This window comes from Streptomyces seoulensis (assembly GCF_022846655.1).
Classification (GTDB): domain Bacteria; phylum Actinomycetota; class Actinomycetes; order Streptomycetales; family Streptomycetaceae; genus Streptomyces.
In genome coordinates, this window is record NZ_AP025667.1 from 1,232,269 (window position 1) to 1,253,439 (window position 21,171).

22 protein-coding genes are annotated in these 21,171 nt (G+C 72.3%); 15 read left to right on the forward strand and 7 right to left on the reverse strand.

Going from position 1 to position 21,171, the window contains the following annotated elements; all coding sequences use genetic code 11:
* The first annotated feature begins 42 nt into the window (after positions 1 to 42).
* The 8 genes from HEK131_RS05655 (at position 43) to HEK131_RS05690 (ending at position 8,120) form a co-directional block, all read left to right on the forward strand.
* Positions 43 to 993 (forward strand): 5-dehydro-4-deoxyglucarate dehydratase, encoded by a 951-nt coding sequence (locus tag HEK131_RS05655; RefSeq protein ID WP_244333876.1) that lies wholly within the window; start codon positions 43 to 45, stop codon positions 991 to 993.
* Complete coding sequence (locus HEK131_RS05660; protein WP_244333877.1) at positions 990 to 2,279, forward strand: glucarate dehydratase family protein; 1,290 nt, start codon at positions 990 to 992, stop codon at positions 2,277 to 2,279. Before HEK131_RS05655 ends, HEK131_RS05660 begins: the two co-directional genes overlap by 4 nt.
* 116 nt (positions 2,280 to 2,395) lie before the next feature.
* Positions 2,396 to 3,550 (forward strand): carbohydrate kinase family protein, encoded by a 1,155-nt coding sequence (locus HEK131_RS05665; protein ID WP_374201487.1) that lies wholly within the window; start codon positions 2,396 to 2,398, stop codon positions 3,548 to 3,550.
* A 252-nt stretch (positions 3,551 to 3,802) separates the two neighbouring features.
* Entirely contained in the window at positions 3,803 to 4,882 is a 1,080-nt protein-coding gene (locus tag HEK131_RS05670) for a PhoH family protein (protein ID WP_244333879.1), read from the forward strand.
* Positions 4,883 to 4,894: 12 nt separating this feature from the next.
* Entirely contained in the window at positions 4,895 to 5,392 is a 498-nt protein-coding gene (gene ybeY, locus HEK131_RS05675) for an rRNA maturation RNase YbeY (protein WP_161148720.1), read from the forward strand.
* Positions 5,393 to 5,401: 9 nt separating this feature from the next.
* The gene (locus HEK131_RS05680; protein ID WP_217463394.1) at positions 5,402 to 6,700 is read left to right on the forward strand and encodes a hemolysin family protein; all 1,299 of its coding nucleotides are present in this window, start codon (positions 5,402 to 5,404) and stop codon (positions 6,698 to 6,700) included.
* On the forward strand, positions 6,697 to 7,056 hold the full coding sequence (locus HEK131_RS05685) for an MmcQ/YjbR family DNA-binding protein (protein WP_217463395.1): 360 nt from the start codon (positions 6,697 to 6,699) through the stop codon (positions 7,054 to 7,056). The genes HEK131_RS05680 and HEK131_RS05685 overlap by 4 nt, the downstream gene beginning before the upstream one ends.
* Before the next feature lie 44 nt (positions 7,057 to 7,100).
* Positions 7,101 to 8,120 (forward strand): S66 family peptidase, encoded by a 1,020-nt coding sequence (locus tag HEK131_RS05690; RefSeq protein ID WP_244333880.1) that lies wholly within the window; start codon positions 7,101 to 7,103, stop codon positions 8,118 to 8,120.
* A gap of 2 nt (positions 8,121 to 8,122) precedes the next feature.
* On the opposite strand, the gene HEK131_RS05695 is transcribed toward HEK131_RS05690, so the two are convergent.
* Positions 8,123 to 9,538, reverse strand: coding sequence for an MFS transporter (locus HEK131_RS05695; RefSeq protein ID WP_244333881.1), 1,416 nt, complete (start codon positions 9,536 to 9,538; stop codon positions 8,123 to 8,125).
* 154 nt (positions 9,539 to 9,692) lie between these two features.
* Between HEK131_RS05695 and HEK131_RS05700 the strand changes: the two genes are divergently transcribed.
* Both HEK131_RS05700 and HEK131_RS05705 read left to right on the forward strand, forming a co-directional pair.
* Positions 9,693 to 10,508 (forward strand): helix-turn-helix transcriptional regulator, encoded by an 816-nt coding sequence (locus HEK131_RS05700; RefSeq protein WP_244451948.1) that lies wholly within the window; start codon positions 9,693 to 9,695, stop codon positions 10,506 to 10,508.
* Positions 10,505 to 10,855 carry a cytidine deaminase gene (locus tag HEK131_RS05705; protein WP_244333882.1) on the forward strand — a complete coding sequence of 117 codons (351 nt, stop codon included), beginning with the start codon at positions 10,505 to 10,507 and terminating at the stop codon, positions 10,853 to 10,855. Before HEK131_RS05700 ends, HEK131_RS05705 begins: the two co-directional genes overlap by 4 nt.
* A 21-nt stretch (positions 10,856 to 10,876) precedes the next feature.
* On the opposite strand, the gene HEK131_RS05710 is transcribed toward HEK131_RS05705, so the two are convergent.
* Positions 10,877 to 11,215, reverse strand: a complete 339-nt coding sequence (locus HEK131_RS05710; RefSeq protein WP_161148726.1) for a P-II family nitrogen regulator — start codon at positions 11,213 to 11,215, stop codon at positions 10,877 to 10,879.
* Positions 11,212 to 12,504, reverse strand: a complete 1,293-nt coding sequence (locus HEK131_RS05715) for an ammonium transporter (RefSeq protein ID WP_244333883.1) — start codon at positions 12,502 to 12,504, stop codon at positions 11,212 to 11,214. The genes HEK131_RS05710 and HEK131_RS05715 overlap by 4 nt, the downstream gene beginning before the upstream one ends.
* A gap of 181 nt (positions 12,505 to 12,685) precedes the next feature.
* Between HEK131_RS05715 and era the strand changes: the two genes are divergently transcribed.
* Positions 12,686 to 13,639 (forward strand): GTPase Era, encoded by a 954-nt coding sequence (gene era, locus HEK131_RS05720; RefSeq protein WP_217463400.1) that lies wholly within the window; start codon positions 12,686 to 12,688, stop codon positions 13,637 to 13,639.
* Positions 13,640 to 13,643: 4 nt separating this feature from the next.
* Here the strand turns inward: era and HEK131_RS05725 are convergent, their stop codons facing one another.
* On the reverse strand, positions 13,644 to 14,960 hold the full coding sequence (locus HEK131_RS05725; RefSeq protein WP_244333884.1) for a GH1 family beta-glucosidase: 1,317 nt from the start codon (positions 14,958 to 14,960) through the stop codon (positions 13,644 to 13,646).
* Positions 14,961 to 14,991: 31 nt separating this feature from the next.
* Positions 14,992 to 15,891, reverse strand: a complete 900-nt coding sequence (locus HEK131_RS05730) for a sigma-70 family RNA polymerase sigma factor (protein ID WP_279614245.1) — start codon at positions 15,889 to 15,891, stop codon at positions 14,992 to 14,994.
* Positions 15,892 to 15,996: 105 nt separating this feature from the next.
* Here HEK131_RS05730 and HEK131_RS05735 point away from each other — a divergent pair, with 105 nt between their 5' ends.
* Positions 15,997 to 16,758, forward strand: a complete 762-nt coding sequence (locus HEK131_RS05735) for an SDR family oxidoreductase (protein ID WP_244333885.1) — start codon at positions 15,997 to 15,999, stop codon at positions 16,756 to 16,758.
* On the opposite strand, the gene HEK131_RS05740 is transcribed toward HEK131_RS05735, so the two are convergent.
* Positions 16,755 to 17,021 carry a protealysin inhibitor emfourin gene (locus HEK131_RS05740; protein WP_244333886.1) on the reverse strand — a complete coding sequence of 89 codons (267 nt, stop codon included), beginning with the start codon at positions 17,019 to 17,021 and terminating at the stop codon, positions 16,755 to 16,757. The two genes, HEK131_RS05735 and HEK131_RS05740, sit on opposite strands and share 4 nt — an antisense overlap.
* 24 nt (positions 17,022 to 17,045) lie before the next feature.
* Entirely contained in the window at positions 17,046 to 18,113 is a 1,068-nt protein-coding gene (locus tag HEK131_RS05745) for a M4 family metallopeptidase (protein ID WP_244333887.1), read from the reverse strand.
* 313 nt (positions 18,114 to 18,426) lie between these two features.
* Between HEK131_RS05745 and leuA the strand changes: the two genes are divergently transcribed.
* The 3 genes from leuA (at position 18,427) to HEK131_RS05760 (ending at position 21,086) form a co-directional block, all read left to right on the forward strand.
* On the forward strand, positions 18,427 to 20,148 hold the full coding sequence (gene leuA, locus HEK131_RS05750; RefSeq protein WP_244333888.1) for a 2-isopropylmalate synthase: 1,722 nt from the start codon (positions 18,427 to 18,429) through the stop codon (positions 20,146 to 20,148).
* 190 nt (positions 20,149 to 20,338) lie between these two features.
* Complete coding sequence (locus tag HEK131_RS05755; RefSeq protein WP_244333889.1) at positions 20,339 to 20,983, forward strand: zinc ribbon domain-containing protein; 645 nt, start codon at positions 20,339 to 20,341, stop codon at positions 20,981 to 20,983.
* A gap of 13 nt (positions 20,984 to 20,996) precedes the next feature.
* Positions 20,997 to 21,086, forward strand: a complete 90-nt coding sequence (locus tag HEK131_RS05760) for a DUF3052 domain-containing protein (protein ID WP_244333890.1) — start codon at positions 20,997 to 20,999, stop codon at positions 21,084 to 21,086.
* Positions 21,087 to 21,171: the final 85 nt, after the last annotated feature.

Below are 21,171 nucleotides of genomic sequence, written 5' to 3' on the forward strand. Positions count from 1 at the left end.
CTAGCCTCGGTTCTCATACGTGGACGGTATTCACAAGAGGAGATGGTGCGGGTGAGCGGCGCTCCGCAGGACGTGGCCCGGCGGCTGCGGGAGGGGATGGCGCGGGGCGTGCTCTCCTTCCCGCTCACCGCCTTCCACGAGGACGGCACCCTCGACCCCGACGGCTGCCGCGCCCATGTGGCCGACCGGCTCGCCGCCGGCCCCGGCGCCCTCTTCCCCGCCTGCGGCACCGGGGAGTTCTTCTCCCTGGACGAGGACGAGTACCGCCAGGTCGTCACCATCGCCGTCGAAGAGGCGGCCGGGCGCGTCCCCGTGGTCGCCGGGGCCGGCTACGGCTGGGCCCAGGCGGCCCGCTTCGCCCGCATCGCCGAGGAGGCCGGGGCCGACGCCCTGCTGGTGCTGCCGCACTACCTCGTCGCCGCCCCGCAGGACGGGCTCGTCGCCCAGCTCGAACACCTCGCCGCCCGCACCCGGCTCCCGCTCATCGCCTACCAGCGCGACCAAGTCGCCTACACGGTGGACTCGTTGCGGCGGATCGCCGGCATCCCGAACGTCATCGGGCTCAAGGACGGCCACAGCGACCTCGACCGGCTCCAGCGCCTCACCCTCGCCGCCCCCGAGGACTTCCTCTTCTTCAACGGCGCCGCCACCGCCGAGGTCCAGGCCCGCGCCTACACCGCCGTCGGCGTACCGGCCTACTCCTCCGCCGTGCACGCCTTCGCCCCCGAGATCGCCGGAGCCTTCCGCACCGCCCTGCGCGCCGGGGACGACGACACGGCCGACCGGCTGCTGCGCGGCTTCTACGTCCCCTTCGTCGAACTCCGCGACCGGACACCCGGATACGCCGTCTCCCTGGTCAAGGCCGCCGCCCGGCTCAGGGGGGCGCGCGTCGGACCCGTACGGGCACCCCTGACGGACCCCGGTGCCGCCGACCTCGCCGCGCTGAAGGACCTCCTCGCCACCGGACTCGGTCTCGTGGGAGCCGCCCTGTGACCCCGGACCTGACCGTCACCGAGGTCCGGCTGACCCCGGTCCTGGTGGCCGACCCGCCGCTGCTCAACACGCAGGGCGTGCACCAGCCGTACACGCCCCGGCTGATCGTGGAAGTGGTCACGGCGGGCGGTGCCACCGGGCTCGGGGAGACGTACGGCGACACCAGGTACCTGGAGCTGGCCCGGCCGCTGGCCGCCCGGCTCACCGGACGGTCGGTCACGGATGTGAACGCGCTGTTCGCCCTCGACCTCGCGGTGGACGAGAGCCGGGTCCAAGGTGGCGTCGACGCGGGCGGGCTGCGCGGGGTGCAGAGCGCCGACAAGCTCCGGCTGTCCGTGCTCTCCGCCTTCGAGGTCGCCTGCCTGGACGCCCAGGGGCGGGCGCTCGGACTCCCCGTGCACGCGCTGCTCGGCGGGAAGCTGCGGGACTCCGTCGAGTACAGCGCCTACCTCTTCTACAAGTGGGCCGCCCACCCCGACACGGTCGCCGCCGAGCCGGACGAGTGGGGTGCCGCGCTCGACCCGGCCGGGGTGGTCGCCCAGGCCCGCGCGCTGAGTGAGCGGCACGGCTTCACCTCCTTCAAGCTCAAGGGCGGGGTCTTCCCGCCGGAGGAGGAGGTCGCGGCCGTGCACGCGCTCGCCGAGGCGTTCCCCGGCCGGCCGCTGCGGCTCGACCCCAACGGCGCCTGGTCCGTGCCGGCCGCGCTGAAGGTGGCCGGGGAACTCGCCGGCCTGCTGGAGTACCTGGAGGACCCGGTGCTGGGCACCGACGCCATGGCCGAGGTGGCCGCGCGGACCGGGGTGCCGCTCGCCACCAACATGTGCGTGACCACCTTCGGGGAGATCAAGGACGCGTTCACCAGGGACGCCGTGCAGGTGGTGCTCTCCGACCACCACTACTGGGGCGGGCTGCGCAACACCCGGCACCTCGCCGCGATCTGCGCCGCCTTCGGGGTCGGGGTGTCCATGCACTCCAACACCCACCTCGGCATCAGCCTCGCCGCGATGACCCAGGTCGCGGCCACCGTGCCGAACCTCCACCACGCCTGCGACTCCCACTACCCCTGGCAGAGCGAGGACGTCCTCACCGAGCGCGTGCCCTTCACCGCCGGCCACGTCACCGTCTCCGACCGCCCCGGCCTGGGCGTCGACCTCGACCGCGACGCCCTCGCCCGGCTGCACCGGCGCTGGGCGGAGGACGACGGGGCCCTGCGCGACCGGGACGACGCACGGGCGATGCGCTCCGCGGACCCCGCCTGGCGGACCCCGGTGATGCCCCGCTGGTGACCCCGCGCGCTCCCGCGAGCCCCCCGCGACCGACGGATTCCGGCCGCCGAACCCTCGGTCACCCGCCGGTGGGTGGTGCACACTGGCCAGATCCGTACCACGTCAGGGAGCCCGCACTGATGCCGTCTCACGCGATCGCAGGAGAGGAAACCGGAGGCGACCCGGAGCACCTCACGCAGACAGCGCGCCACCAGGCCCAGGTCGACCCGCTGGCCGCCCTGCGCGCCCCCGGAGACCCGCCCTGGGACGTCTATCTGACCGGCCCCGTCTTCCTCGACATCGTCTTCACCGGCCTGGACTCCGCACCCGTGCGCGGCACCGAGTCCTGGGCGCGCGGGATGGGCTCCAGCCCCGGCGGCGTCGCCAACATGGCCGCCGCCCTGGCCCGCCTCGGCCTGCGCACCTCCCTCGCGGCGGCCTTCGGGGACGACCACTACGGGGAGTACTGCTGGGACGCGCTGGCCCAGGGCGAGGGCATCGACCTCACCCCCTCGCGCACGGTGCCCGGCTGGCACTCCCCGGTCACCGTCTCCATGGCGTACGAGGGCGAGCGCACGATGATCTCCCACGGGCACGAGCCGCCCCCGGAGGAACTCGCGCCCGACTGCCCGCCGCCCGCCCGTGCCGCCGTCGCCTCCCTCACCCCTGGCCGGCGCGCCCCCTGGATCGCCCAGGCGGCCCGTGAGGGCACCCGGATCTTCGCCGACGTCGGCTGGGACGACACCGGTGCCTGGGACCTGGCCGGACTCGCCGACCTGGAGCACTGCGAGGCGTTCCTGCCCAACGCGGAGGAGGCGATGCGGTACACCGGCTCGACCTGTCCCAAGGCGGCCGCGCACGCCCTCACCGAGCATGTGCCGGTCGCGGTCGTCACCCTCGGCGCGGAGGGCGCCTACGCGGTGGACCGGCGCACCGGCGAGACCGCCGAGGTGCCCGCCATCGCGGTGGAGGCCCTGGACCCGACCGGCGCCGGGGACGTCTTCGTGGCCGGCTTCGTCACCGGCACCCTCGCCGGCTGGCCGCTCGCCGACCGCCTCGCCCTCGCCGGGCTCACCGCCGCCCTCTCCGTCCAGGAGTTCGGCGGCTCCCTCTCCGCCCCCGGCTGGTCGGAGATCGGTGCCTGGTGGCGCAGGGTCCAGTCCCTGGAGACCCAGAACCCCGCCGCCCTGCGCCGCTACGCCTTCCTCGACACCCTCGTCCCCGCCCGCCTGGACCGCCCCTGGCCCCTGCGCCGAGCCGTCCCCACCATCGGCTTCGGCCGCAGCGCGTGAACGTGCCTCCGGCGGATCGACGGTCAGCTCCCGGTCCGCGGTCGGTCCCCGGCCTGCGGAGGCCGCGCTTGACGTCATCCTGGCGCCGGCCCGGGGGGAGGCGGCCTCCGCGTCCCACACGCCACCCCCACCCCCCTTGTGGGGGAAAACCACTGCGGGGTTGACGGCGCCCCGGCGTACTCTGGACGTGCGAGGCCGCCGTAAGGGGGGCGGCCGGGACGAGGAGGATACGCAGGCCATCAGCGCCGGCCCATGACTCAGACACCGACAGCTCACACCTCCGCACAGGACCGGACGAGAGCAGAGATCAGCGTTCCGGCACAGCACCCCATGGTGACCGTGCTGGGCTCGGGCGACTCCCTCCTGCGCGTGATCGAGAAGGCATTCCCGGCGGCCGACATCCACGTCCGGGGCAACGAGATCAGCGCGGTCGGTGACCCGGCGGAAGTCGCCCTGATCCAGCGCGTGTTCGACGAGATGATGCTGGTGCTCCGCACCGGTCAGCCGATGACGGAGGACGCAGTGGAACGCTCGATCGCCATGCTCAAGGCGAGCGACAACGGGACGAGCGACGGTCCCGAGACCCCGGCCGAGGTCCTGACGCAGAACATCCTGTCCTCGCGCGGCCGCACGATCCGCCCGAAGACCCTGAACCAGAAGCGCTACGTCGACGCGATCGACAAGCACACCATCGTCTTCGGCATCGGCCCCGCCGGCACCGGCAAGACCTACCTGGCCATGGCGAAGGCCGTACAGGCGCTCCAGTCCAAGCAGGTCAACCGCATCATCCTGACCCGCCCCGCGGTCGAGGCCGGCGAACGCCTCGGCTTCCTCCCGGGCACCCTGTACGAGAAGATCGACCCGTACCTGCGCCCGCTCTACGACGCCCTGCACGACATGCTCGACCCCGACTCGATCCCGCGTCTGATGGCGGCGGGCACGATCGAGGTCGCCCCGCTGGCGTACATGCGCGGCCGGACCCTGAACGACGCCTTCATCATCCTGGACGAGGCCCAGAACACGAGCCCCGAGCAGATGAAGATGTTCCTCACCCGGCTCGGCTTCGACTCGAAGATCGTCATCACCGGTGACGTGACCCAGGTCGACCTGCCCGGCGGCACCAAGAGCGGTCTGCGGCAGGTGCAGGACATCCTGGAGGGCGTCGAGGACGTCCACTTCTCCCGGCTCTCGTCCCAGGACGTCGTCCGGCACAAGCTGGTGGGCCGTATCGTCGACGCGTACGAGAAGTACGACAGCCACCAAGGCACGGAGAGCGGCGCCCACCAGGGGGGCCGGGGCAGGACCGGCGCCAAGGGCTCCAAGGGGAAGTAGACCAGCACGACCATGTCGATCGACGTCAACAACGAATCCGGCACCGAGGTGGACGAGCAGGCGGTCCTCGACATCGCCCGCTACGCGCTCGCGCGGATGCGCATCCACCCGCTCTCCGAACTCTCGGTGATCGTCGTGGACGCCGACGCCATGGAGCAACTGCACATCCAGTGGATGGACCTGCCCGGCCCCACGGACGTCATGTCGTTCCCGATGGACGAGCTGCGCCCGCCGGGCAAGGACGACGAGGAGCCCCCGCAGGGCCTTCTCGGCGACATCGTCCTGTGCCCGGAGGTCGCGGCGAAGCAGGGCGAGGACGCGCCGACCAAGCACTCCATGGACGAGGAGCTGCAGTTGCTCACCGTCCACGGTGTGCTGCACCTCCTCGGCTACGACCACGAGGAGCCGGACGAGAAGGCCGAGATGTTCGGCCTCCAGGCCGCCATCGTCGACGGCTGGCGGGCCGAGCGCGGGCTGACCGGGCCGTCCCCGGCGCCGACCGTCTCGTAAGCGGGTCGCATGAGTCCGCAGATCGTGATCGGCGCGGTCGCGCTGATCGTCGTGGCCTGGCTCGCCGCCTGCGCGGAGGCGGGCCTCGCCCGTGTCTCCAGCTTCCGGGCCGAGGAGGCCGTCAAGTCCGGGCGGCGCGGCAGCGCCAAGCTGGCGCAGATCGCCGCCGACCCCACCCGCTATCTCAACGTGGCGCTGCTGCTCCGCGTCGCCTGCGAGATGGCCGCCGCCGCCCTGGTCACCTACGGCTGCCTGCGCGCCTTCGACGCCACCTGGCAGGCCCTGCTGGTCGCCATCGCCGTGATGGTGCTGGTGTCGTACGTCGCCGTCGGCGTCTCGCCGCGCACCATCGGCCGCCAGCACCCGCTCAGCACCGCCACCGCGGCCGCCTACGTGCTGCTGCCGCTGGCCCGTGTGATGGGCCCGGTGCCCTCGCTGCTGATCCTCATCGGCAACGCGCTCACCCCCGGCAAGGGCTTCCGGCGCGGCCCCTTCGCCTCCGAGGCGGAGCTGCGCGCCATGGTCGACCTCGCCGAGCAGGAGTCGCTCATCGAGGACGACGAGCGCCGCATGGTGCACTCCGTCTTCGAGCTGGGCGACACCCTGGTCCGCGAGGTGATGGTGCCGCGCACCGACCTGGTGGTCATCGAGCGGTACAAGACCATCCGGCAGGCCCTCACCCTCGCCCTGCGCTCCGGGTTCTCCCGCATCCCCGTCACCGGGGAGAGCGAGGACGACATCGTCGGCATCGTGTATCTGAAGGACCTGGTCCGCAAGACGCACATCAACCGCGACGCCGAGAACGACCTGGTCTCCACCGCGATGCGCCCCGCCGTCTTCGTCCCCGACACCAAGAACGCGGGCGACCTGCTGCGCGAGATGCAGAAGGAACGCAACCACGTCGCCGTCGTCATCGACGAGTACGGCGGCACGGCCGGGATCGTCACCATCGAGGACATCCTGGAGGAGATCGTCGGCGAGATCACCGACGAGTACGACCGTGAACTCCCGCCCGTGGAGGACCTCGGCGAGGGCCGCCACCGGGTCACCGCCCGCCTGGACATCACCGATCTCGGCGAGCTGTACGGGCTGGAGGAGTACGACGACGAGGACGTGGAAACCGTAGGCGGACTGCTCGCCAAGGCGCTGGGCCGCGTGCCCATCGCCGGGGCGAGTGCCGAGGTCGAACTGCCCGACGAGCGACGGCTGAAGCTGACCGCCGAGGCCGCCGCCGGACGCCGGAACAAGATCGTGACGGTACTGGTCGAGCCCGCCGGGGTCCCGGCGCGGGAGGAGAGCACGGAATGAAGCCCCAGGAGCTGCGCGCCCTCTGCCTGTCCTTCAACGCGGTGGAGGAGGACTTCCCCTTCAACCCGGAGACCTCGGTCTTCAAGGTGCTGGGCAAGATGTTCGCCCTCGCGGCACTGGACGCGCGGCCCCTGACGGTCAACCTCAAGTGCGACCCGGAGGACGCCCAGCGGCTCCGGGCCGACCACGAGGGCCTGATCGTCCCCGGCTACCACATGAACAAGCGGCACTGGAACACCGTGACGGTGGACTCCACGCTGTCCGACGGCCTGGTCGAGGAACTGGTCGAGGACTCCTACGACCTGGTCGTCGCGGGCCTGCCCAGGGCGGAGCGGCTCCGGCTCGACCGCCCCTGAAAACCCTTACGGGACCGCGGTGACCCCGTGTCAGAATCCGCCGCATGACCCTTCGGTACCCGCGCCCCCTGCGCCCCGGCGACCGCATCGCGGTCACCTCGCCCTCCAGCGGGGTGCCCGACGCCCTGCGCGGCCGGCTCGACGTGGCCGTGGGCGATCTGAAGGCGCGTGGGTACGAGGTGACCGTCGGCCGGTGCATGGACGGCTCGGGCCACCTCAGCGCCCCGGCCGCCGAGCGCGCCGCCGAACTCACCGAGATGCTCACCGACCCCGGCATCCGGGCCGTGGTGCCCCCGTGGGGCGGGGAGACGGGCATCGACCTGCTGCCGCTGCTGGACTTCGCGGAGATCGGCCGGGCCGAACCCACCTGGGTCGTCGGCTACTCCGACCTCTCGACCCTGCTCGCCCCGCTGACCCTGCTCTCCGGCGTCGCCACCGTGCACGGCAACAACCTCATGGACACCCCCTACGGGACACCCGAGGGCCTGCTGTCCTGGCTGGACGTGGTCGAGGCGCCGCAGGGGGAGCCGTTCACCCAGACCCCGCCCGGCCGGTACCGCTCGGCCGGCTGGGACGACTTCGCCGGGCACCCCGAGGTCCGCGACCCGAGGCTGGACACCGAGGGCACGTGGACCCGGCTGGACGGCACCGGGGACGTGGACGTCACCGGGCGGCTGATCGGCGGCTGCACCGAGATCCTGGCCCCCCTCGCAGGGACGCCGTACCTGGACACCGCCGCCCTCGCCCCCGGTGAGCCGCTGCTCGTCTACGTGGAAGCCTGCGAGGACAGCGCGTTCACCATCTGCCGGAACCTGCACGGCATGCGGCTCGCCGGGTTCTTCGACCGGGCCGCCGCGATCCTCGTCGGCCGTACCAAGGCCCCCGACAGCCGGACCCTGACCCAGCACGAGGCGGTGCTCGACGCGCTCGGGCCGCTCGGCGTGCCGATCGTCGCCGACGTCGAGTGCGGGCATGTCGCCCCGTATCTGCCGCTGGTCAACGGCGCGCGCGGCCGCGTGGAGCACACGGCCGCGCGCAGCGCGATCACCCAGACCCTGGACTGAGGTCACGCCCGCGCGGTGCGCAGCCCGAGGGCGATCAGGGCGGCCGCGCCGAGCACGAGCACCGCGTCCAGCGCGATCACCGTGTGGACACCGGCCAGCAGGTCGCCGGAGGTGGTGGCCAGTACGCCCAGCAGGGGCACGCCGACCGTGAGGCCGACCTGCTGGGTGGAGGTCACCAGCCCGGTGGCCAGACCCTGTTCACCGTCCGGCACACCCGAGGTGACGGTGAGGCCGTACGAGATGATCGCGCCGAGGTGGCACATGCTCGCCAGCGACACGGCCGCCGTGGCGAGCCACACCGACCAGCCCTGGGTGCTCAGCGGCAGCAGGGCGGCGACGAAGAGGCCCTGTCCGGCCAGCGAACCGACCAGCGTGCGCCGGGCGCCGAACCGGCCGATCACCCGGGGAGCGAAGACGCCCGCCACCGCCGACAGCACGCCCTGCACCCCGAAGACCAGCCCGGTCAGGAACGCCGACAGCCGCAGCACCTCCTGGAGGTACAGGGTCAGCACGAACACCACGGTCGACATCATCGAGAACGTGACCAGCCCGCCCAGGTTGCCCCACGCCACCGTCCGGCGGCGCAGCATCGGCAGCGAGACCAGCGGCGCGGCCGTCCGGGACTCGATCACGGCGAACGCGGTCAGCAGCGCGAGCCCGGCCACCAGCGCGGCCGGCACGTCGAGTCGGCCGAAGCCCTGTTCGGCCGCGGTGGACAGGGCGTAGATCAGGGACAGCAGACCGGCGGTGACGGTGACGGCGCCGGGCACGTCCAGCCGGGGGCGTTCGGGGGTGCGGGACTCGGGCAGCAAGCCCGGTGCGAGCGGCAGCACGATCAGCGCGAACACCGCCAGCAGCGCCATCGTGGAGCGCCAGCCGAAGGTGTCGGTCAGCACGCCGCCCGCGACCATGCCGATGGTGAAGCCCAGCGACAGCAGGGTGCCGGAGATGCCGAGCGCGCGGTCGCGGGCCGGGCCCTCGGGGAAGGTGGTCGTCAGCAGGGACATGCCGGTCGGCACGATGGCCGCGGCGCCGAGTCCCTGCAGGGCGCGGCCGGTCAGGAAGGAAGCCGGGTCCCAGGCCAGGGCCGCCAGCAGCGAGGCCGCGCCGAAGAGGGCGAGACCCGAGAGGAACAGCTTGCGGCGCCCGTAGAGGTCGCCGACGCGGCCGAAGAGCAGCAGGAACCCGCCCGACGGCAGCGCGAACGCGGTGACCGCCCACTGCAGCGCCGAGCGGCTCATGCCGAGGCCGGTGCCCAGGTCGGGCAGCGCCACGTTCAGCACCGAGAAGTCGAGGGCGACCATGAACTGGGCCGCGCACAGCACGAACAGGACGAGCCGGTCGCGCACCGACAGCCGGGCCGGGCCGACGGGAGGGGACGCGGGAGGAGTTACGGGGGCAGGGGTGTCGATCGCCATGGCAAAGAGCTTCCAGCGACCGGAAGAAACGTGGGGAGTCGGAACTTATGGTGGTGGTGGCACCACCAGACACGGCGACGAGGGGGAGCGGGACGTGGCTGCGACGGCGAGCACGGCGAGAAGTGAACGGCGCAGCGAGCTGCGGGAGTTCCTGATGACCCGGCGCGCCCGGATCACCCCGCAGGAGGCCGGTTTGCCGCTCGGCGGAGCCCGGCGCCGTACGCCCGGCCTGCGCCGGGAGGAGGTCGCCGTGCTGGCCGGGGTGGGTGCCTCCTGGTACCAGTGGCTGGAGCAGGGGCGGGACATCTCCGTCTCCCCGCAGGTGCTCGACGCGGTCTCGCGGGTGCTGCGGCTGAGCGACGCCGAGCGGCGGCACCTGTACCTGCTGGCGGGACTCAACCCTCCCGCGCCCGAAGTCGTGCCGGACCGGCGGGACATGTGCGACGGGCTGCGGCGGCTGATCGACACCTGGATGCCGTACCCGGCGCACATCATGGACCGCTACTACAACTGCGTGATGTACAACGACGCGGCGGCCGCGGTGTTCGCCATGGGGCAGGGGCCCACCACCCGCAACTGCCTGGTCGACTTCTTCGCCGACCCGCTGTTCCGGACCCGCACCCTGAGCTGGGAGACCAACGCGCGCACCGTCGTCGCGCAGTTCCGGGCCGCCTGCGCGGCCGACCCCGGGGACGAGGGGTTCCAGGCGGTGCTGGCCGAAGTGAGCGCCGCAAGTCCGGAGTTCACCGCGCTGTGGGCCGAGCGGGACATCGAGGACCAGGGGCAGATCCGCAAGGAGCTGATGCATCCGCGGGTGGGGCTGCTGGTCGTGGAGTCCACGGTGATGCGGGTGCCCGCCCGGCCCGACCTGCTGATCGTGCTGCACACCCCGCTGGCGGAGGCGGACACCGCGGCGAAGCTGGAGTGGCTGGCGGGGGCGGGGGACCGGGTTCGTATGCTCGGGGCATGAGCGAGAACGAACTTGATCCTGAGGACCGGAAGATCGTGACTCTGGCGCGGTCCGTGCGGGCACGCAACGGAGTGCCGGAGGGCGCCGCCGTACGGGACTCGACGGGGCGGACCTATACGGCCGGCTCCGTGTCGCTCCCCTCGCTCCGGCTGAGCGCGCTGCGTACCGCCGTGGCCATGGCGGTGGCTTCGGGGGCGGAGTCCCTGGAGGCGGCGGCGATCGTCAGCGAGGCGGAGTCGGTCTCCGCCGAGGATCTGGCCGCGGTCGGTGACCTCGGCGGCGCGGGCACGCCGGTGCTGCTCGCCGGGGCCGACGGGGTCGTCCGGCTCACCGTCTCCACCCGCTGATTCCGGGAGGGTGGGGACTTCCTACAGCGCGTCCGGCCCCCGCTCGCCGGTCCTCACCCTCACCACCGTCTCCACCGGCACGGACCACACCTTGCCGTCGCCGATCTTGCCCGTCCGCGCGGCCTCGACGATGGCGTCGATCGCCTGCTCGGCCACCGCGTCCTCCACGACCAGCTCCAGCCGGACCTTCGGCACCAGGTCGACCTGGTACTCCGCGCCCCGGTACACCTCGGTGTGGCCGCGCTGGCGGCCGTAGCCGCTGGCCTCGGTGACGGTGAGGCCGTCGATGCCGAGGTCGCGCAGGGCGGACTTCACCTCGTCCAGTCGGTACGGCTTCACGACGGCGGTGATGAGCTTCATGCGGGGCTCTCGGCCTTCCGGACGGGGGCGACGGGGGCGCCATGGCCCAGGACCCCGTGATCGTAGGCCGTCTCGGCGTGCACCGTAAGGTCCAGACCGGTGCGTTCCTCCTCCTCGCTCGCGCGCAGCCCCAGCGTCCGGTCGAGCAGCTTGCCCAGCCCGTACGTCACCGCGAAGGCGTACCCGGCGACCGCGAGGACCGCGACGAGCTGTCGGCCCAGCAGCGCGAGCCCACCGCCGTGGAACAGGCCCTCCGGGCCGCCGGTCATGGCCTTGTCCGCGAACAGGCCGATCAGCAGGGTGCCGATCACCCCGCCGACCAGGTGGACGCCGACGACGTCGAGGGAGTCGTCGAAGTTCAGCTTGAACTTCCACCCCACGGCGTACGAGCAGACGACACCCGCGGCCAGGCCGACGACCAGCGCGCCCAGCAGCGAGACCGTGCCGCAGGACGGGGTGATGGCGACCAGGCCCGCGACCGCGCCGGAGGCCGCGCCCAGGGTGGTGGGGTGGCCGCGCCTCTGCTCGACCAGGAGCCAGCCCAGCAGGCCGGTGCAGCCGGCGGTGAGGGTGTTGAGGAAGGCGGCGGCGGCGAGGCCGTTCGCGCCGAGCGCGGAGCCCGCGTTGAAGCCGAACCAGCCGAACCACAGCAGCCCGGCGCCGAGCATCACCATCGGCAGGCTGTGCGGGCGCATGGCGTCTTTCTTAAAGCCCAGCCGGGGTCCGAGGACCAGGCACAGGGCGAGCCCCGAGGCGCCGGACGTGATCTCGACCGGCAGACCGCCCGCGAAGTCCAGCGCCCCCAGTTTCGCGCCGATCCACCCGCCCGGCCCCCACACCCAGTGGGTGACCGGAACGTATACCAGCAGCGTCCACACCGGGACCAGCACCAGCCACGCCCCGAACCGGGTGCGGTCCGCGACCGCACCGCTGATCAGGGCCGCCGTGATGATCGCGAAGGTGAGCTGGAAGGTGGCGAAGAGCAGGGTCGGCACCGTGCCGTGCACGCTGTCCGGGGTCAGATGCGCCATCCCGGCGTTGCCCAGGCCGCCGAGCAGGCCGCCGCCGAGGTCGTCGGTGAAGGCGAGGGAGTAGCCGGCCGCCAGCCACACCACCGTGACCAGGGCGATCGACACGAAGCTCATCATCAGCATGTTGAGGACGCTCTTCGCGCGGACCATGCCGCCGTAGAACAGGGCCAGGCCCGGTGTCATCAGCAGCACCAGCGCGGTGGCGGCGAGCAGCCAGGCGGTGTCGCCGGAGTCGGCGTGCGCGGCGGCGAGGGTCACGGGCGTCTCCAGCGGTCCGGGGGAGCGGGGCTCGTCAGAGGTTCACGGGTGTGCGTTTCCGGGCGCCTACAGGGGCGTTTCCATGGTGTTTCGGCCCGCGCGGTCGAGCGGAGACGCAGGTGACGGGGGTGCTTCGGACGCCGGTGCGGCGCGGGCCCGAGGATCAGGGAGAATGGTCGGCATGAGCGTTCGTACCCAGTCATCCGAGCGGTCGGGCGACAATGCCCACCGCGCAGGCTTCGCGTGCTTCGTGGGCCGTCCCAACGCGGGCAAGTCCACCCTCACGAACGCTCTGGTCGGGCAGAAGGTGGCCATCACCGCCGACCAGCCGCAGACGACCCGGCACACGGTGCGCGGCATCGTGCACCGGGACGACGCCCAGTTGATCCTGGTCGACACCCCCGGCCTGCACAAGCCGCGCACGCTGCTCGGCGAGCGGCTGAACGACGTGGTGCGCACCACCTGGGCCGAGGTCGACGTGATCGGCTTCTGCCTCCCGGCGAACGAGAAGATCGGCCCCGGCGACCGCTTCATCGCCAAGGAGCTGGCCGGGATCAAGAAGACCCCCAAGGTCGCCATCGTCACCAAGACCGACCTGGTCGACTCCAAGACCCTCGCCGAGCAGCTCATCGCCATCGACCAGCTCGGCAAGGAGCTGGGCTTCGAGTGGGCCGAGATCGTGCCGGTGTCGGCGACCGGCGGCAAGCAGGTGGGCCTGCTGGCCGACCTGATCGTCCCGCTGCTCCCCGAGGGCCCGGCGCTCTACCCCGAGGGCGACCTCACCGACGAGCCCGAGCAGGTCATGATCGCGGAGCTGATCCGCGAGGCCGCGCTGGAGGGTGTGCGCGACGAGCTGCCGCACTCCATCGCCGTGGTCGTCGAGGAGATGCTGCCGCGCGAGGACCGCCCGGCCGACAAGCCGCTGCTCGACATCCACGCCAACGTCTACATCGAGCGGCCCAGCCAGAAGGGCATCATCATCGGCCCCAAGGGCAAGCGGCTGAAGGACGTGGGCATCAAGTCCCGCAAGCAGATCGAGGCCCTGCTCGGCACCCCCGTCTTCCTCGACCTCCATGTGAAGGTCGCCAAGGACTGGCAGCGCGACCCCAAGCAGCTCCGCAAGCTCGGGTTCTGAGCCTTCAGCGCCGCTGCGCCCGCAGCAGCGCGCGGTACCAGTGGTACGACGCCTTCGGGGTGCGTTCCCCGGTGGCGAAGTCCACGTGGACCAGGCCGAAGCGGCGGGCGTAGCCCTCGGCCCACTCGAAGTTGTCCAGCAGGGACCAGACGAAGTAGCCGCGCACGTCGACCCCGGCGGTCGACGCCCCGTGCAGGGCGCGGACATGGGCGTCCAGGTAGGCGATGCGCTCCTGGTCGTCCAGGCCCTCGTACGAGCACCCGTTCTCGGTGATGACGACCGGCGGGAGCCGGTCGCCGTAGCGGTCGCGGAAGCCGGTGAGCAGCTCGGTCAGGCCCTCGGGGACGACGGGCCAGCCGAAGTCGGTCACCGGGTACCCCTCGATCTCCCTGAGCGTGAAGGGGAGTTCGGCCGGGACCGTGACGCCGCCGAACTCGGTGTCGGTGCCCTGCGGGGCGCCCACCCGGGCCGGCGCGTAGTAGTTGACGCCGTACCAGTCCACCGGCTCCCCGATGATCCGGGCGTCCGCCTCGGGATCACCCGGCATCAACTCCCCGATGCCGTCCGGGTAGCGGCCCAGGATGACCGGCTCCGCGAACATCCGGTTCAGCAGGAGGTCGTAGAAGGCGGCCGCCTCCTGGTCGGCCGGGTCGGCGGAGGCGGGCCAGGTGGGGCCGTGCGAGTTGGCGATGCCGACGCTCCCCGCCCCGGCCGCGCGCAGGGCGCGTACCGCCAGTCCGTGGCCGAGGAGTTGGTGGTGGGCGGCCGGAAGCGCGTCGAAGAGCAAGCGCCTGCCCGGCGCGTGGACGCCGAGCGCGTGCCCCAGCAGGGTGTGCTCGGCGGGCTCGTTGAGAGTGATCCACTGCGGCACGCGGTCCCCGAGCCGGTCCGCGACGCGTGAGACGTGGTCCGCGAACCGGTACGCGGTGTCCCGTTCCAGCCAGTCCAGCGAGGCGGGCAGGTCCCAGTGGAAGAGCGTGGGTACGGGTCGGACGCCCGTCTCGCACAGCGCGTCCACCAGCCGGTCGTAGAAGTCCAGGCCGCCGGGGGAGTTCACGCGCGGCCAGGAGATCGAGAAGCGGTACGCGTCCACGCCGAGGCCGGCCAGCAGGGCCACGTCCTCCGGGTAGCGGTGGTAGTGGTCGCAGGCCACGGCGGCCGTGGAACCGTCCTTCACCCGGCCGGGCTCGACGGTGAACACGTCCCACACGGACGGCTCGCGCAGGCCGGCGGCCCCCTCGATCTGGTGCGCCGAGGTGGACACCCCCCACTGGAAGCCGTCGGGGAAGCGGGGGACCGGGCCGTGCGCGTCCGTCACCATGGCCGGATCATCCGCACCCGGTCCCCCCGAGTCAACGCCCCGGTCGGTCGTCCAACGGTGCGATGCCGAGCGCGGCGAGCCGCTCCCGGTCGGCGACGACCTGGATCCCGGAGATCCGGCCGTCGTCGGCGAAGGTGAAGACGAGCACCAGGGCCAGGCGGCCCCGCGGAGCCATGACCAGGCCGACCGAGCCGTCCAGCAGGGCGAGACCGGTGAACAGGGCCCGGCCGGTGGCCGCCATCGCGCCCCGCGCGACCGTGGCGGCACCCTGGACCGTGACCGGCTCCGGGGTCGGGACCACGAACCGGTCGGCGCGCAGCACCACGTCCGGGTGGAGCAGACCCACCAGCGCGTCGAAGTCCCCGCCCCGCGTGGCCGCCAGGAACGCCTCGACCGCATGACGCCGCCGGACCGGATCGCCCTCCGGCAGCGGCCCTTCGCCCTTGACCCGGCGCCGGGCGCGGCTCGCCAACTGCCGCACGGCGGCCGGGGAACGGTCCAGCAGCGGGCCGATCTCGTCGAACGGCACCGCGAAAAGGTCGTGCAGCACGAACGCCAGCCGCTCCGCCGGGGAGAGCCGGTCCAGCACCACCAGCAGCGCCACCCCGACCGAGTCGGCCAGCACCGCCTCGTCCTCCGGGGCGCCCCCGTCCCGCGGCCCGGTGACCGGATCGGCGGGCCGGGCGTCGAACGGCTCCTCGCGCTGCCGCTCACGGGTGCGCAGCAGGTTCAGGCACACCCGCCCGACGATCGTGGTCAGCCACCCCGCGACGTTCTCCACCCCGTCGGCGCCCGCCCGGTCGGCCCGCAGCCAGGTCTCCTGCACGGCGTCGTCGGCCTCGCTCACCGAGCCGAGCATCCGGTACGCCACCGCCCGCAGCCGCGCCCGATGCCCCTCGAACAGTTCCGCCGACCATGCGCCGTCGCCCACCTGTCACATTCCTTCCGCGCGGGGTGTCACGGAAGTAGAACACCGAGAACCCGCCCGGGGGACCAGGACGCAGACGTTCCGGTTCCCGCGAAACTGGGAGCAGTCATGACCTCCAGCGCATCAGCCGTCCTGGTCACCGGTGGCACCGGCACGCTCGGCCGCCATGTCGTCCCCCTGCTGCGGGAGGCCGGCCGCGAGGTACGCGTCCTCAGCCGGAGCGGCGGGGACGGCAGCGACCACGTCGCCGTCGACCTCCTCACCGGCACCGGACTCGACGCCGCCCTGGACGGCATCGGCACCGTGCTCCACCTCGCGGGCGGCCCCAAGGGCGACGACACCGCCACTCGCAACCTGGTGCGCGCCGCGCGAGCCGCCGACGTGCGACACCTCGTGTACATCTCCGTCATCGGCGCCGACCGGGTGCCGCTCGCCTGGCTCAGGTCGAAGCTGGCCGCCGAGCAGGCGATCGCCGGGTCCGGGCTGCCGTGGACCACGCTGCGGGCGGCCCAGTTCCACGAACTCACCCTGAAGACGGTCGAGTCGATGGCCAAGCTGCCGGTCTTCCCGGTTCCGGGCGGGCTGCGCCTCCAGCCGGTCGACTCCCGGGACGTGGCCGCCCGCCTCGCCGACCTCACCCTCGGCACCCCGGCCGGACTCGTCCCCGACCTCGCCGGACCCCAGGTGTACGGACTCGCCGAACTGGCCCGCGGCTACCTGGCGGCCCACGGCAAGCGCCGCCCGATGCTGCCGGTCCGCATCCCCGGCAAGGCGGGCCGTGCCTACCGCGCGGGCGACAACCTGACGCTCACCGGCGCGGACACGGGCAAGCGCACCTGGGAGGAGTTCCTCGCGGAACGGGCTTCCTAGGCCCCCTCTTTCAGCACCCGCGACACCAGCTCCCGCTGGGCCTCGGTCAGCCGGGGGTCGGCCGCGTGGACGGTGTGGCCGTCCACCGTGATCTCGTAGTGGAAGCCGTCCGGGACGCCCGCCAAAGGGGCGTCCGGCGCGGCGGCCAGGGCGCGGTCGGCCAGGGTGCGCCACTCCTGGGCGTCGGCGCGCCCCGAGGTGTCGACCTCGGCCTGCCGCTCGATGCCCGCGAAGCCGCCCGTGCGCCGTACTTGGATACGCATGGCCCCAGTGTCCGGTACCGGCGGCTACAGCGTCTGCACCCCCACTTCCTCCCACGCCTTCTCCACGGCCTGGAGTTCGGCGCCCGCGCCGAACCGCTCGCGGGCGGCCTTCACGGTCAGGGTGGCGAAGTCGGCGAACTGGGCGTCCTCCTTCAGCTTGCCGCCGGTCAGCACGTCGTACCAGATCTGGCCGGTCTTCTCCCAGGCGTAGCCGCCGATCGCGGTGGCCGCGATGTAGAAGGCGTGGTTCGGGATGCCGGAGTTGATGTGCACGCCGCCGTTGTCCCGGCCGGTGTGGACGTAGTGCTCCATGTCGGCGGGTTGGGGGTCCTTGCCGAGCACGTCGTCGTCGTAGGCCGTGCCCGGTGCCTTCATCGAGCGCAGGGCCTCGCCCTGGACGCGGGGCGCGAGCAGGCCGGCGCCGATCAGCCAGTCCGCGTCGGCGGCGGTCTGGCGGAGCGTGTACTGCTTGATCAGCGAGCCGAAGACGTCGGAGAGCGACTCGTTGAGCGCGCCGGACTGGCCGAAGTAGGCCAGGTTCGCGGTGTACTGGGTGACGCCGTGGGTCAGCTCGTGGCCGATGACGTCGACCGGGATGGTGAAGTCGAGGAAGATCTCGCCGTCCCCGTCGCCGAACACCATCTGCTCGCCGTTCCAGAAGGCGTTGTCGTAGTCCTTGTCGAAGTGGACCGTGGCCTGGAGCGGGAGGCCCTCACCGTCGATGGAGCGGCGGCCGTACACCTTCAGATACAGCTCGAAGGTGGCGCCCAGGCCCGCGTAGGCGCGGTTGACCGTGGCGTCGCCGCCCGGCTCGGAGCCCTCCTCGCGGACCTTCTTGCCGGGCAGGTCCTGGGTGTGCTCGGCGTCGTAGATGGTGCGGTCCGGCTGGTCCCCCTCGGCCGCCGCGGCGGCGACCGCCTGCGCGCCGATCACGGTGGTCAGCCGCCGGCGGGTGCGCTCGAACGCGTCCCGCTGCAGGGAGCGGCGGGCGGGACCGGACAGTGCCGGGTCGGAGTCGCGGGCGAGCTTGTCGAGAAGGTGCGGCGGCACGATCGTGCAGAAGACGGGCTCGAGGCCCCCGTTGGTCGTCATACCCAAAATGCTCGCACTGCGCGACACCAAAGTCACTAGCAGTAACCGTGATTGATGAAATACGGTGATATCTCTCGTCACTCCGCGTCACCGGGTGGTATGGCCCCTCGTCACCCCGCCCGGTTCCGCATGCTGATACGGCCCCGCGCGTCCGTGGAGGCTCGGCTAGGCTGCACAGCATCATGCGTTTCGGGCTGCTTCTCCTTAGTTGCCGCGGTGAGGGCCTGTAGACAAGGCCGACCCCCTCCCCGCGGTGCTCTGGCGTTGCGTCGTCGGCCGTCCAACCGGACTTTTCCGAGGAGCCCACGCGATCATGGCGAACCGCCAGCAGCCCAGCCCCATGCCGACCCACCGCTACGGTCAGTACGACCAGGTCGACATCCCTGACCGCACCTGGCCCGGCAAGCGCGTCACCGCCGCCCCCCGCTGGCTCTCCACCGACCTGCGCGACGGCAACCAGGCCCTGATCGACCCCATGTCGCCCGAGCGCAAGCGGCGCATGTTCGACCAGCTCGTGAAGATGGGCTACAAGGAGATCGAGGTCGGCTTCCCCGCCTCGGGCCAGACCGACTTCGACTTCGTGCGCTCCATCATCGAGGAGGAGGGCGCGATCCCCGAGGACGTGACGATCTCCGTCCTCACCCAGGCCCGCGAGGACCTGATCGAGCGAACCGTGGAGTCCCTGAAGGGCGCCCGCCGCGCCACCGTCCACCTGTACAACGCCACCGCGCCCGTCTTCCGCCGCGTGGTCTTCCGGGGCTCCAAGGAGGACATCAAGCAGATCGCCGTCGACGGCACCCGCCTGGTCGTGGAGTACGCGGAGAAGCTGCTGGGCCCCGAGACCGAGTTCGGGTACCAGTACAGCCCGGAGATCTTCACGGACACCGAGCTGGACTTCGCGCTGGAGGTCTGCGAGGCGGTGATGGACGTCTACCAGCCGGGTCCGGGCCGGGAGATCATCCTCAACCTGCCCGCCACGGTGGAGCGTTCGACCCCGTCCACGCACGCCGACCGGTTCGAGTGGATGCACCGCAACCTCTCCCGCCGCGAGCACGTCGTCCTGTCCGTGCACCCGCACAACGACCGGGGCACGGCGGTGGCGGCCGCCGAGCTGGCGCTGATGGCCGGCGCCGACCGCGTCGAGGGCTGCCTGTTCGGGCAGGGCGAGCGCACCGGCAACGTCGACCTGGTCACGCTGGGCATGAACCTGTTCTCGCAGGGCGTCGACCCGCAGATCGACTTCTCCGACATCGACGAGATCCGTCGTACGTGGGAGTACTGCAACCAGATGGAGGTCCACCCGCGCCACCCGTACGTGGGCGACCTGGTCTACACGTCCTTCTCCGGCTCCCACCAGGACGCCATCAAGAAGGGCTTCGACGCGATGGAGGCCGACGCGGCCGCCAAGGGTGTCGGCGTGGGCGCCCTGGAGTGGGCGGTGCCGTACCTGCCCATCGACCCCAAGGACGTCGGCCGCTCCTACGAGGCCGTGATCCGGGTCAACTCGCAGTCCGGCAAGGGCGGGATCTCCTACGTCCTGAAGAACGACCACAAGCTGGAACTGCCGCGCCGGATGCAGATCGAGTTCTCGAAGATCATCCAGGCGAAGACGGACGCCGAGGGCGGCGAGATCACGCCCCGTGACATCTGGGCCGCCTTCCAGGACGAGTACCTGCCGAACCCGGAGAACCCCTGGGGCCGCGTCCAGGTCCGTACGGGCCAGTCGACCACCGACACGGACGGCGTGGACACGCTGACGGTCGAGGCGACGGTGGACGGCGCCGACACGGTCCTGACCGGCTCGGGCAACGGCCCGATCTCGGCCTTCTTCGACGCCCTGCAGTCCGTCGGCGTGGACGTACGCCTGCTGGACTACCAGGAGCACACGATGAGCGAGGGCGCCTCCGCGCAGGCCGCCTCCTACATCGAGTGCGCGATCGGCGACAAGGTGCTGTGGGGCATCGGCATCGACGCGAACACGACACGTGCGTCACTCAAGGCGGTGGTGTCGGCGGTGAACCGCGCGACCCGCTGACGCCGCTCCGACCGGCCTCTTCGGTGCCCCGGCCCCTGTATACGGCGGCCGGGGCACCGTCGTCTTCCGGCCGGAGAACGCCCCAGGTCACGGACCGGTCTCGTACGGGGTGCTGACTCGGGCTCCGTGATGTGGCTAACATCACGCCAGCGCGGCGATGTTGCCGCGTGGTTACGTGCGGAGGTGCGACGTGCTGCCAGTACGGGGACGAGACGGCCGAGCCACCGGGTTCGTCCGGCACATCCTGGGCTCCCGCACCGCCTGGACACCGCAGGGCGACGGGGAGTTCTTCTGCCCCGGCTGCGGCGGCGACCGCAACTACCAGCGCCTGGCCGGCCGCGAGCGCCTCACCCTGTTCGGGGTGCCCGTCCTGGCGCGAGGGACGACCGAGCCGGTCGTGGAATGCGCCTGCTGCCTCCACCGCTTCGGCGTCGACACCCTCGACCACCCCACCACCCGCCGACTCTCCGTCCTGCTCCGCGAGGCGGTCCACGCATTGGCCGCCGCGGTACTGGCGGCCGGTGGCACGGGGTCGCGCGCCGCGCTGGACACGGCGGCGGCGACGCTGCGCGCGGCGGGCTGCGAGGAGGACGCGGCGGAACGTCTCGCCCTGACCCTCGACGGCGGCGACCCCCGCGCCCCCCTGACGGCCCTGGCCCCCCACCTGGCCGCTGCGGGCCGGGAGGCCCTCCTCCTGGACGCGGCCCTCATCGCCCTCGCGGACGGCCCCTACACCCCCGCAGAACACGCCACCCTGACGACGGTCGGCGAGTCCCTGCTGCTCCCGGCCGAGGTGGTCGAGCGGGTGCTGACGGCGGCGCGGATGCCGTCCTGAGCGGGAAGGGGCCGTGTTCGACGCGCTCACCGGCGCCATGACCGTACTCGCGGACAGCGGGCCCATCTGGCCGCTGACCCCCGACGTCGGCCGCAGCGGCTAGGTGGAACAGAGCGACATCGCCGAAAGCGCGGCCTGCGTCGGGCTCGACCGACGGCCATCCGTGAGCGTCACGTGCGACCGGACCG